10 protein-coding genes are annotated in these 11700 nt (G+C 37.9%); 1 reads left to right on the top strand and 9 read right to left on the bottom strand.

What is annotated here, in order from left to right:
• Positions 1-113: 113 nt before the first annotated feature.
• The 7 genes from EGI31_RS09160 to EGI31_RS09130 all read right to left on the bottom strand — a co-directional run bounded on the left by EGI31_RS09160 (position 114) and on the right by EGI31_RS09130 (position 7189).
• On the bottom strand, positions 114-893 hold the full coding sequence (locus tag EGI31_RS09160) for a hypothetical protein (protein WP_255036929.1): 780 nt from the start codon (positions 891-893) through the stop codon (positions 114-116).
• 205 nt (positions 894-1098) lie between these two features.
• The gene (locus EGI31_RS09155) at positions 1099-1941 is read right to left on the bottom strand and encodes a 1,4-dihydroxy-2-naphthoyl-CoA synthase (protein ID WP_255036928.1); all 843 of its coding nucleotides are present in this window, start codon (positions 1939-1941) and stop codon (positions 1099-1101) included.
• A gap of 27 nt (positions 1942-1968) precedes the next feature.
• Positions 1969-2829, bottom strand: coding sequence for a helix-turn-helix domain-containing protein (locus EGI31_RS09150; RefSeq protein WP_255036927.1), 861 nt, complete (start codon positions 2827-2829; stop codon positions 1969-1971).
• A gap of 191 nt (positions 2830-3020) precedes the next feature.
• Positions 3021-3608, bottom strand: coding sequence for an RdgB/HAM1 family non-canonical purine NTP pyrophosphatase (gene rdgB, locus EGI31_RS09145; RefSeq protein WP_255036926.1), 588 nt, complete (start codon positions 3606-3608; stop codon positions 3021-3023).
• An 81-nt stretch (positions 3609-3689) separates the two neighbouring features.
• Positions 3690-4763, bottom strand: a complete 1074-nt coding sequence (gene prfA / locus EGI31_RS09140; protein ID WP_255036925.1) for a peptide chain release factor 1 — start codon at positions 4761-4763, stop codon at positions 3690-3692.
• 153 nt (positions 4764-4916) lie between these two features.
• Positions 4917-5501, bottom strand: coding sequence for a Crp/Fnr family transcriptional regulator (locus tag EGI31_RS09135; RefSeq protein ID WP_255036924.1), 585 nt, complete (start codon positions 5499-5501; stop codon positions 4917-4919).
• 392 nt (positions 5502-5893) lie between these two features.
• Positions 5894-7189 carry a D-alanyl-D-alanine carboxypeptidase/D-alanyl-D-alanine-endopeptidase gene (locus EGI31_RS09130; protein WP_255036923.1) on the bottom strand — a complete coding sequence of 432 codons (1296 nt, stop codon included), beginning with the start codon at positions 7187-7189 and terminating at the stop codon, positions 5894-5896.
• 58 nt (positions 7190-7247) lie between these two features.
• Between EGI31_RS09130 and EGI31_RS09125 the strand changes: the two genes are divergently transcribed.
• Positions 7248-8507: an acyltransferase family protein gene (locus tag EGI31_RS09125; protein ID WP_255036922.1), complete on the top strand. Its 1260-nt coding sequence runs from the start codon at positions 7248-7250 to the stop codon at positions 8505-8507.
• Between the two features lie 189 nt (positions 8508-8696).
• Here EGI31_RS09125 and EGI31_RS09120 read toward each other — a convergent pair whose 3' ends face one another.
• Together EGI31_RS09120 and EGI31_RS09115 are read right to left on the bottom strand one after the other, a co-directional pair.
• Positions 8697-9356, bottom strand: coding sequence for a transposase (locus EGI31_RS09120; protein WP_255036921.1), 660 nt, complete (start codon positions 9354-9356; stop codon positions 8697-8699).
• Between the two features lie 99 nt (positions 9357-9455).
• The gene (locus EGI31_RS09115; RefSeq protein WP_255036920.1) at positions 9456-11600 is read right to left on the bottom strand and encodes an alpha-galactosidase; all 2145 of its coding nucleotides are present in this window, start codon (positions 11598-11600) and stop codon (positions 9456-9458) included.
• Positions 11601-11700: the final 100 nt, after the last annotated feature.

The following is an 11700-nucleotide window of genomic DNA, read 5'->3' as shown; positions in this document are numbered from 1 at the left end:
TGTTTTAGGGGTATAATAGTCTTGCGAAGCAAAGATAAATGAATTTTTTGGCAAAAGTCTAAAGCAAGTCTGCAAGAATATTTTTTGGAGAATTTAGGAATTCTTCGCCTATCTCAAATCTCTTTCACATCACTAACACCCAAGGCCTCGAAATACACTTTCCAATAGTCGCTTACGTTGGGGTTGTTTTCTTTTGAAGAGCTGTTGGGCGAAAATGGCAAAATGATAGAAATCTGGGCGTTGGTGAGGTTATACAATTTGTAGTTTTCGGCATCGGCTTTGGCCCATTCTTCGGCTTGGTCATGGCTGATGGGTGCTACTTTATGAAAATCCCTGCCGTTTTTAAGGCTTTCTACCATGTCAGAGAAATAAAACGCTTTTACGTCTTTTTTGCCATTTAATGCTTCTGAAAGTAGAGGAACTGAGGCGGAAATGTTGGTTTCTGCATTAGAAGCCCCACTGTTTTTTTCGAGCATTTTTTGCACGGCCAGGTCAAGAATCATACGACGTTCTTTGCCGATGCTCATGTCGTAATTGGTTTGGGCAGCTTCCAAATCTGTCGAATTCAGGCCTTCCGTATTTTCCTTAACCGTACGAGATGACAAAGACAATACTTTAGCTTTGGCGGTGTTTTCGTGAATGTAATAAATCTCAAAAACATCTCCTTCAGACTGAATGTTTTCGTCAATAAGCGACTTAAGGGCAGCTTGGTACTTATTTCTCACGAAGGCATCGTCTACATTTACACTTTGAGTTTTATCAAAAAAAACAATGGTGTGATTGTTTCTTTTTAGGGATTCGGTGGTAATGGCTTTGGTGTCTTTTTCAGTTTCGGTTGAGCCACAAGAAAGCAAGGCAAGGCTAGTTGCTAAAGTAATTATAAGCTTTTTCATTGAATGAGGTTTTCTAAAAAATAATGAACGATTTCGATGCAAATTTATTGAAAAAACTGGGTATTTGGTTCTTCATTAATTCAACTCGCCCATGTTTGTGTCTCAACCAACTTGCTCGCCGATGTTTGTGTCCCCAGAAACATAGGTTTATCTTTTATTAATTTGCATTGCCTTCGGATATCTGTAAGGACACAGACATTGGCTATTACGAATACCTTTCAAATTTATCCCAATTTGGTGGGCGTTTTTCTAGAAATGCGTTTCTGCCTTCTTGTGCTTCTTCAGTCATGTAACCTAATCTGGTGGCCTCACCAGCAAATATTTGCTGACCCACGAGGCCGTCGTCTATAAGATTAAAGGCAAATTTAAGCATTCTGATGGCCATCGGGCTTTTTTGTAAAATTTCCTGAGCCCATTGGTAAGCAGTGTCTTCTAGCTCGGCATGAGGGACTACGGCATTTACCATGCCCATTTCAAAGGCTTCTTGTGCTGAGTAGTTTCTGCCTAGAAAGAATATTTCTCGGGCACGTTTCTGTCCAACTTGTCGAGCCAAATAGGCCGAACCGTAACCTGCATCATAGCTGGCCACGTTGGCATCGGTTTGTTTGAATATGGCATGTTCTTTACTGGCCAAAGATAAATCACAAACTACATGCAAGCTATGTCCACCACCAACTGCCCAGCCAGTAACCACGGCTATCACGGGCTTGGTCATGAATCTTATTTGGCGTTGCACTTCCAAAATATTGAGTCTGTCGCGGCCATCTTCTGCACGGTATCCACCTTTTTGGCGAGCGTTTTGGTCTCCACCTGAGCAAAATGCCCAACCGCCGTCTTTTGAAGAGGGCCCTTCACCAGAAAGTAAAACTACGCCCACTTTGGGGTCGTGGGTGGCGTCTTCAAAGGCGTCGTAAAGTTCGAAAGTAGTTTTTGGCCTAAAAGCATTTCTAATATCTGGTCGGTTAAATGCTATTCGGGCAACGCCATTGCATTTTTTGTAGGTGATATCTTCGTATTCTTTTACGGTTACCCAGTTTATTGTCGACATTTTCGGTATTCTGTTTATGTTACAAATCTAATTTAATGAACCCACAAATAAAACTTCTTTTCGGTAGTCACGCGGACTTTTGCTTTTGAAGTGCTTAAAAGTTTTGTTGAAATGCGAAATATTGTTGAAGCCACTTTCAAAGCAAATATCTGAAATACCCATGTTGGTATGTAGCAATTTACAGGCATTATTTATCCTGAATTCGTTCAGGAAGTCGGTAAAGGTCATGTGCGTCATTTTTTTGAAATATCTGCAAAAAGAGGGCACGGTAAGGTTGGCTATCTCTGCAATATCCTCTATCTTGATTTCTCTGGTGTAGTTTTCTTCTACATAATTGTAAATTCGGTTTATACGTTCTTCGTCTTGATGTCGAAAATCATATCGGGAGTCTCTACTGTTAAGTATTTTAAATTCAGCAGATTGTGAGAGTATTTTAAGGATTTCGAGAAGCGAAATAAGTCTGTCCAAGCCAGTAAGTTGTGACAATACCTCCATTTTTTGAGCAACTTTAGAGCGGGTATCTCCACTAAAAGAAATACCAAAGATAGCTCGTTCAAATAGCTTCCTGATGCCTTCCATTTCAGGAATAGACATGAAGTCGTTTCCTAAAAAAATATCCTTGAGCTGCACAATGATCTCTTCGTGTTCACCAATAACCCCATAACCCAAGCCGGTATGGGGCAGATTTGGCCCCAAAAACATTACTTCTCCCTCTTGATATTCCCCGAGGTGATTGCCTATATGGAGTTTTCCAGAGCCTTTTTTTACATAAATGATTTCATACTCGGGGTGTTGATGCCAAAAAAATCTGTCATTTTCTGAACGCCAGTTAATGAGTTTGAACGAACTTCCTTGGTCAGGGGCTATGATTTCAAATTCAACTTTCATGCTTGATTAACATCTATATTCAACAGAAACTAAATATGATGTTAATATAGCACAAGTATTGGAAAATCTAATAATAGTTTTATGATTTATTTCGGTGCAATTTTGCAATGCAATTGTAGAAAGCTGAAACTTTCTAAGACGATATTACTTGAAAGACCTAGAATGTATTGAAGTAACGGAAGTAGATTTCGTTACTTTTTTCTTTTTAGAAAGGACAACATTTGGTTGACGGCATTTGCTCTATGACTTATTTGGTTCTTTATTTCGGCTGGCATTTGTGCAAAAGTAGTTTCATATCCATCAGGCACAAAAACTGGATCATACCCAAAGCCGTCATTGCCCCTTTTCTCTGTTGTAATTTTACCTGACACCTCTCCTTCAAATAAGCGATGCTCTCCATTTAATATCAGCGTAATTACCGCCCTGAATTTGGCCTTTCGGTTTTCTACTCCTTCGAGTTCTAATAGTAGTTTTTCAATATTGGCCTGGTGATTGGTAGGTTCGCCCGCATAGCGTGCAGAGTAAACCCCGGGTCTGTTGTCTAGTGCTTCGACTTCCAGGCCTGAGTCGTCAGCTACGACATTTACACCATATCTGTCGTGGATATAATCTGCTTTTATTCTTGAATTTTGTTCGAAAGTAGTTCCATACTCTTCTATTTCATCCTCACAACCAATGTCTTTCATGGTTTTTATCAAAAACGTGTCACCCAGCATTTGCTGAAGTTCTATTATTTTGTGGGCATTGTTTGATGCCAAACAGATTTCTATTTTTTCCATGAATGAAATTGAAAATAAATTAACGCCAACGCAGGGACTATTAACTGTTTGGGAATTAGTGCCTTGGCCGTAAACTACAAATTAAGCCACACCTTCTTTCATCTTTTCGGCGTTTTCTGCTATTCTAAGTTTTTCTATGAATTCACCTACTTGGCCTTCCATAACAGTGGGGAGATTATAAACTGTAAAACCAATGCGGTGGTCGGTAACTCGGCCTTGCGGATAATTGTAAGTCCTGATTTTATCAGATCTATCACCAGAGCCCACCATAGTTTTTCTGTCACCAGCGATGGCTTCGTTGTGTTTGGCGAGTTCCATTTCATATATTCTTGACCGCAGTACCGTCATGGCTTTATCAAAGTTTTTGATTTGCGAACGCTCGTCTTGGCACTGCACCACCACGCCAGTAGGAATGTGTGTAACTCGCACTGCTGAGTAAGTAGTGTTAACAGACTGACCACCTGCTCCTGAAGAACAATAGGTGTCTTTTCTGATATCTGACATGTTTATTTGCACGTCCACTTCGTCAGCTTCAGGAAGAACGGCAACAGTGGCTGCTGATGTGTGGATACGGCCTTGCGACTCTGTGGCGGGCACACGCTGAACACGGTGAACGCCCGATTCGAATTTTAGTTTTCCATAAACATCCTCTCCTTTTACACTTACCACGATCTCTTTGTATCCTCCAGATGATGCCTCGGTATAGTCCATAACCTGAAACTGCCATCCTTGGGTGGCAGCATATCTTTGGTACATTCTGAAGAGGTCACCGGCAAAAATCGCCGCTTCGTCACCTCCTGTACCACCCCTGATTTCGAGGAAACAATCTTTGCTGTCCATGGGGTCTTTCGGAATCAGCATTTCTTTTAACGAATCTTCAATCGCATCTTTTTTTGGTTGAAGTTCGTCTAACTCCATTTTGGCCATTTCACGCATTTCCTCGTCTTTTTCAGTGTTCAGAATCTGACGGGCTTCGGTGATATTGGCCAATATTAGTTTGTAGTTTTTATATTCTTCTACTACTTTTTCTAAGTCGCGATATTCTTTGCTTATTTTTTTGAATTTGTCCATGTTAGACACCACCTCTGGCATGGTTATCTGCTGCGAAACTTCTTCAAAACGCTCCTTTATAGACTCTAACTGTTCGATTAACATGCTCTAAGATTTTTATAAATCGCTACAAAAATAGGCAAAATTGTCGAATTTTACCCGATTTTTAGTCAACGGCAGATACCTATCTATATATTTGAAATAGGTTTTTCTGCTATAAATTAACCTAAATTTCACCCAAACGGTTCACTATGAAGGTTACTCGATTCGTTGGTTACGGATACGGCTGAGCGAGTTGGGGTGCACATTCAGCAATGATGCGATGTGTTTGAGTTTGACTTCTTTTCTGAGCAAATGTGGCTTTTTTTCAAAAAGAATCTCTTGTCTTTTTTGTGTAGGCCAAATTTTCAGCAAGAGCATGTGTTCTCTAAAGTCCTGCAGGTTTTTTTGATACAAAACGTGTGCTACAGAGTTTATGGCCGGAATTTCAAACAATACGCTCTCAAATTGTTGGCGAGTAGTGTACATTATGTGAGAGTTCACCAGAGCTTCCACCTCTATTTTGGAAGGTTCTCCAACCATAAAACTTCCGGGGTCTAAAATAGCCTCTCCAACTCCTGTTATCCAGAGGGTATGTTCTTCGTTGTTGTTGACGGTATATTCTCTAAGTAAACCTTTAGTGACGAAAAGAACCAAGTTGGAAGTTTCGCCAAATGTTATCGGTTTTGATCCTTTTTTGAGAGATTTCTCTCCAAAAATCGATATCAGTTGTTTAAAATCTTTGTTTGATATTGGAGTTATGCTATTAATTAAGTCTTTTAGTAAATTTTGGGAAAATGTCATACGCTTACTTTATATGGAAATCATTGGAATTATTCTAAAAAAAAAGACCCGAGAAATATTTTCCCGAGTCCTGTTTTGTCTGGATTTTTGGCTTATATAATTGTAGCTTTTTTCCAGCCATATTCAATACTCAAGGTTGAATAAAACTTCTGAAATTTTTAAAATTTGGCTACAATCGATTGCAAATGTTAGTACGTTTTTCAATAAAACCAAACCTTGTTAATTTTTTGTTGAATCAAAACTAACAACGGTTAGAAAAATGATAGTTTTTAGAAGTTGCCGTTTAAGTGTTTTTCAATATTTTTAATTTTTTGGAGTAATTATCAGAAGTGTAAAATCCTATTAATTAATTAGAAAACAATATATTGAATGAAAAAAATCTCTTTTTGGCCTCAGTAGTTTTGATGTAAAAGCGTAATGATTTCTGAAGTTTTTATACGAATTTTGGTGGTAGATCCAGTAAAATTGTTGTTCATAAAACTAAAAATTAATAGACGGCCAGAACGTGTCAGGAGGTATCCACTTTGGTTGTAAACTCCACTCAAAGTTCCGGTTTTTGCATAAACAAATGGCACACCCGGTTTATATGCATTTTTGAGTGTGCCAGCTTGCCCACCTACAGACATCATAGAGAAAATTCGTTCTTTTGGAAATTCTTTCAGCATTCGGTCCAACAAAAAGACTAAGCCTTCGGGTGTTAGTAAATTGTACCTCGACAAGCCGGAGCCATCCACCCAATTGAATTTTTGTGGAATGTCGGGGAGTAAATCTTTTTGGAGGTTCTTGATAGCCAACTGAGTCGAAATTGTATCGGAATACTTGCCACCAGACAGAAGCAAAAGTTGCTCGGCTAGCATATTGTCCGACACTTGCATCATCCTTCTTAAAACCGTATCAACAGGTAGGGAATACAACAGTCTGAAGTCTTTGGTTGGCATAAATGGTTTCAGACTTACATTTTTTTTGAGGGTATCAGACAGTAGCTTTAACAAAAGATTAGTAGAGGTTTTGAACGGTATGTCTTGCTCAAAATCAGCTTTTTGGCTGACTTTGTTGCTGCTAAAGAACGCATTTTTGAGAATTTCTCTTTTAATGTCGGCAAATGAAGTGCCGATAGTGAACAATGAATCCTGAAAAAGTGGGGGATTAATTTGTAGTTGATTTTTGGTTTTTTGAAACCTTACGATGTTTCCATAAATGGGGAATGAGCTCAATTCTACCTGATAATAATCGTTGTAGTCGTCCCACGACCATCCAGGTCCGTAGATTTCGTTTTTAAAGTTTACATCGGTGAAAACGATAGTTTTGGCAGAGGTATTTTTCAAAAAATCGTAAACTTTACTTTTGGGCAAATCAGGGTGTAGGAAAGTTGGGTCGGCGGTTCCTGAAATGAACAAACTGTCTCCCTTTAGTAAATATTTTAGTGCTGGAATGCTATCTCCAAGGTTGTTAAGGGAGGCATAAAGACTAAGGATTTTGGTATTCGAGGCAGGCACAAAATATCGTTTTTCGTTTTTGGCGAAAATTACCTCTTGTGTTTTTGGGTCATATATTTTTATTCCAACGAAACTATGGTCATCGATTTGAGTAGAATCTATCCAATGCTCGATTTTCGAAATTTTGGCTTTCTGAGTGACACAGGAAGTAGCAAGGAAGGCCAATAAAACTAAACAGAAGAGACTTTTCATGGATGAGCGAATATTTTATTTAACTTTGGTTTATTAGATACAATTTAGCGACAGAATTTTGGAAAAACAAAGAGTAACATCGATTGATATTTTCAGAGGCCTCACCATGATGCTCATGACCATTGTAAACAACCCAGGTGATTGGGGAAATGTGTATGCTCCCCTGTTACACGCCGAATGGCATGGTGCTACTCCAACAGACATGGTTTTTCCGTTTTTTGTATTTATTATGGGTACCGCTATGCCTTTTTCTACAAATGAAAATTCGGGGATAGATGGTTCAAATTTTCTTAAGATTTTAACTCGCTCGCTTAGGATTTTCAATCTGGGCTTATTCTTAAATTTCTTTTCAAAAATCAAAATTGGGTACTTGGAAGGGACACCATTAGTTCTTATAAAGTTAATAATAAGCATTTTAGTGGCGTATGTTCTTTTGGGTAATTTTAAACCCAAAGTGAAACTTTATTCAGCCATCGGGTTATTTTTATTGATGATTGGCTTGTGTTTTAGTGGGATAGAAACCTATGCTTCTGTGAGAATACCGGGAGTTTTGCAGAGAATAGGAATCGTGTATTTCTTTGCGGCGTTGATATTTCTTGGCCTCGATTTTCGCAAACAAATTTTAGCTAGTGTCATTTTACTTTTGGGTTATTGGGCAGCTATGGCATTGATTCCGATTCCTGGCCAAACAACCGGAAATTATGAAATAGGAACTAATTTGGCGGCTTGGTTAGATAATTATTTACTTCCTGGGCATCTTTGGGCTACTTCTAAAACCTGGGACCCTGAAGGAATTCTTAGTACTTTTCCGGCCATTGTAACGGCTCTCTTGGGTATTTGGACGGGTAAATTGCTTCAAAACAAAGGCACAACGTCTTTCAAATGGTTGATTGGTTTGGGAGTTGTTTTAATTGTTGCTGGTAAAGTTTGGGGCTTTATTTTTCCAATAAACAAAGCTTTATGGACAAGCTCTTACGTATTGTTTGCTGGTGGATGTGCCATGGTTGTATTGGCTGCCGTGGAGGTAATATTCAAAAGTGGGAAACCTAAAGGTTTGGTTAAGTTTTTGATTATGTGGGGTGTAAACCCAATGATAGTGTTTTATGGTTCGGGCATAATTCCTCGGGCATTGAATGCTATCAAAATCCCGAGTGGAGAAGAAAGCTTGGCTTTGCTAGAATACTTCTATGAAAAAGCACTGGTTTCCATTTTTAACAATCCCATGAACTCGTCTTTGGCTTATGCTATTAGTTACTTGGTTTTTTGGAGTGTGATTTTGTATTTTTTGGATAGAAGGAAGTTGGTTTTTAAGGTGTAGCACAATTTTCCTAAATTGTGTGTGGAAAGGCTAAGAATAATATGTAGTACAATTTTCCTAAATTGAATAAGTCAGATAATAAGCATCAATACACAGCATATTTTTTATACATACTAGGTGAACTAAAATGTGATTTTAAGTGCCATGGCAATAATGAAACTGTCTTCTTAACAATTTAGGAAAATCGTTTTACAGCATAATTTTCTTAAATTTTTCTTGCAAGTAAGTCCATTTCCAGTCAAATGGGTTTTTGCACAAGCCTGCTTTCACGGGATTATTTAGGACGTAAAGTACAATTCTGAATAGCTCTTCATCATTTCGTATAAGTCTATCATAACTTTCATGTTGCCAAAAATCTCCTTTTCGGTTTAAAATAGCATTGCATTTTTTTGCTGAGAATTGTTTTATCGAATGCATTATGTCTTCCAAATATTTTGGCGTATCTGTTTCAGTTTTATCGAGTAATCTAAAAACCAAATGCACGTGATTGGACATTATGCAGTAGCAGATTAGATCTATTCTATTACCATCCCAAAAATTTATAGAATCAACAAGGATTTGAGCTAATTCGCCATTTATTTCACAAAGGGTGTCATTTCTACAGGCATCAAGATATTTATCTCTTTCTAAAAAATTACGTTTGTGCAATTTATCGAGGTCTTCTTTGATATTTTCGGAGTTATCTAAAATGGCCTTTTTTTGCAACTCAAATTCGAGTTTCCATTTATCAAGAATTCTTTTAGGAATCGCATTTGCGAGGTTATAGGTTACGAAGAAAGTTCCCCCAAGTGGTTGTAAATGAGGTAAATTGCCTCTGTGAAAGACTTTTTTGAATTCGTGTGAGTTCATCAGTTATCCTAAATTAAAATGTACTGAGGAATTAGATACGTATATGTTTTTTCGATTTTTTAAAACAATTTAGGAAAATTGTTTTACTTTTTGTTCCACCTATTCAATAACATACCAAATGTTACCATTTGCAGGAATCGTAACCGTCAATTCAACTTCATAATTTCTATTTAAAGTTAAAACCTTGGAAACCCCATCTTTTTCTTTCACAATCGCTTTAGATTCAAGTCCGGTATAATACAAGGGAATTTTTATTTTTCTGGTAATGGGTTCAGTAGTAGGATTGAATAGCATCAAAAATCCTTTTTGTTTTAGGTTAGGATTTACGTGTATAAAACCGTCCCAATCTCTTCCATCGGCTCGGCGGAGGTGTATGATGTCTGAGTTAAGGATTTCTCTATATTTTTTATACCAATTGATGGTTTCGGCTACGGTATTTTTTGTTTTCTCGGTATCGTAAAGTCTTGGGCCTCTGTAACAAGCCTGTACTCCCGCACCATAATACTGCATCATAAGTTGCTTATAGTCTTCAAGATGCTCCTCCAAAGGCTCCAATACCGCCTCGGGACCACCACCTTGATAACGAGTAAGTGGTACAAATCCCCAACTCATGGCTGCGGTTTTTTCTATGGTTCCGTCATGAATGTTTTGGCGGTTCAAGATGCGTTGCTGTTCTCTGCTTAGTGAAAAATTCACTTCTCTGTATCCTAAGGCTATTTTGTGTGTGCCATCCAAAAAATACCAGTCAGGAGCGTTGATATAAACTCCATGTTCATTGAGCCAGCGATATAAATCTTTCTGAATCGCCATTTGTTTCCATTGGCTGTCGTCCAAATCTCGGTGACCAGGATGTACTTTTGAGGCACAAACATCACCAGGGTAGGGGCCATCGTTTTCCCAAATATCGAAGCCTGTTTTTTCAAAGAAATTCTTAATTTTTTGACTGTAATCCAGTCCCCATTGACTACCAAAACAAGGAGCATTTCCAAAAAATGCACCTCCTGGCTTGCCTGTTATGGGTGATATGACATCGTACTCATCTGAGATTCTTCTAGAACTAAATAGAGAATAACCACCTAATAAAATACCTTTGGAGTGTGCGTAATCTGCTAATTTTTTCCAGCGTGTTATATTTTCAGCAGAATTATTTTCCATTTCGAGATGGCTACCAAAGCTGAGTATCACTGCCTCATATCCTGTTGCTTGGCACTGGTCTATGGCTGTCTTTACCTCATCATCGTTTTTGCTAACCAAATGCATAAATATAGGATTCTGTAGTGTCCAGGGTGCTACAGTTTTATACATTTTCTTTATCATTAGGCCACGTCTTTGACGGTCATAGCTGTCCATCAATAGTTCGTGTGTTCTTACAGAATTGAAGGTTTCGGTGGGTTTTAAATCTATGCCAGGGGCTTTTTCGGGGTAAATTTCTAACAGACAAGGTGTTTGGTAATTGTAATTGACTTGCGAGGTGTATGTGGAGTCGACTTTCCAGTGGGTAGTTTGGTCGCTGATGTCATATCGCATAGCATTGTTGAATGCATAATTGGTTTCGATATAAATGCCATGTTGTTTTTTCATTTCTTCGGGTTTGCCTACCACAGCACTTTCTTCCTCTACCAAACCCAAAATTTCATTTACAACCCTATCAATTCTAAATGTTTTGGTACCCGTATTTTTGATTTGTAAAGATTTTACTAACAATGGAATACCATCATAAATTTCATATTGTATAGCGACCACAAGACCATTTAAAAGAGCATCTTGTGGAAGAAAATTTAAGACCAATGTTTGGCCACTTGGATTCTGTGTATTATTGGGCCATGACTTAGATTTCCAATTTATTCGAGGTTTAATTTCGCTGATTTCAAAGTTTTTATAGACAAAATCAGCTTTGCCTTTTTCGAGTTTATGTAGCCAATTCGTTTGTAAATATGCCTGCTCTGATTGGCCATTTAGGCCTCCAATATTGTATTCTTTTCCGTCTATTTTAAGTCTTGCTTCGGGTTTTATGGCTCTAATGAGCTGTTGGTTATTTGTTAAATTGACATAATCAAAACAAGCCAAATTTTGGCCTATAATAAATCGTCTTATGACCAAACCATTGTTGAGCTCAATGGTATTTCCTTCAATTTTTACTTGGGCTTTTTGCTTGATAGGTTTTATTAGCCAATCTTGTGAAAAGGCAAATTTGCAGCAGAAAAGTAAAATAATTGTAAAAACAAATGTTGAAACCGTTTTCATTTATTGTCTTATTTAATGGGTTGAATTCTTTTTTTTGATAGTTTTTCAAGTTGTTAGGTTGTGGTTTGATTTTCATATTTAAAAATAAATATACATTTTT

This window comes from Lacihabitans soyangensis, from assembly GCF_024343775.1.
In the GTDB taxonomy this organism is placed as follows: domain Bacteria; phylum Bacteroidota; class Bacteroidia; order Cytophagales; family Spirosomataceae; genus Leadbetterella; species Leadbetterella soyangensis.
This window is presented reverse-complemented; position numbering and strand designations above follow the sequence as displayed.

Excerpts from the sequence above, each read along its gene's own strand:
- EGI31_RS09160 (WP_255036929.1), bottom strand. The coding sequence starts at position 893 with ATGAAAAAGCTTATAATTACTTTAGCAACTAGCCTTGCCTTGCTTTCT.
- EGI31_RS09155 (WP_255036928.1), bottom strand. The coding sequence starts at position 1,941 with ATGTCGACAATAAACTGGGTAACCGTAAAAGAATACGAAGATATCACC.
- EGI31_RS09150 (WP_255036927.1), bottom strand. The coding sequence starts at position 2,829 with ATGAAAGTTGAATTTGAAATCATAGCCCCTGACCAAGGAAGTTCGTTC.
- rdgB (WP_255036926.1), bottom strand. The coding sequence starts at position 3,608 with ATGGAAAAAATAGAAATCTGTTTGGCATCAAACAATGCCCACAAAATA.
- prfA (WP_255036925.1), bottom strand. The coding sequence starts at position 4,763 with ATGTTAATCGAACAGTTAGAGTCTATAAAGGAGCGTTTTGAAGAAGTT.
- EGI31_RS09135 (WP_255036924.1), bottom strand. The coding sequence starts at position 5,501 with ATGACATTTTCCCAAAATTTACTAAAAGACTTAATTAATAGCATAACT.
- EGI31_RS09130 (WP_255036923.1), bottom strand. The coding sequence starts at position 7,189 with ATGAAAAGTCTCTTCTGTTTAGTTTTATTGGCCTTCCTTGCTACTTCC.
- EGI31_RS09120 (WP_255036921.1), bottom strand. The coding sequence starts at position 9,356 with ATGAACTCACACGAATTCAAAAAAGTCTTTCACAGAGGCAATTTACCT.
- EGI31_RS09115 (WP_255036920.1), bottom strand. The coding sequence starts at position 11,600 with ATGAAAACGGTTTCAACATTTGTTTTTACAATTATTTTACTTTTCTGC.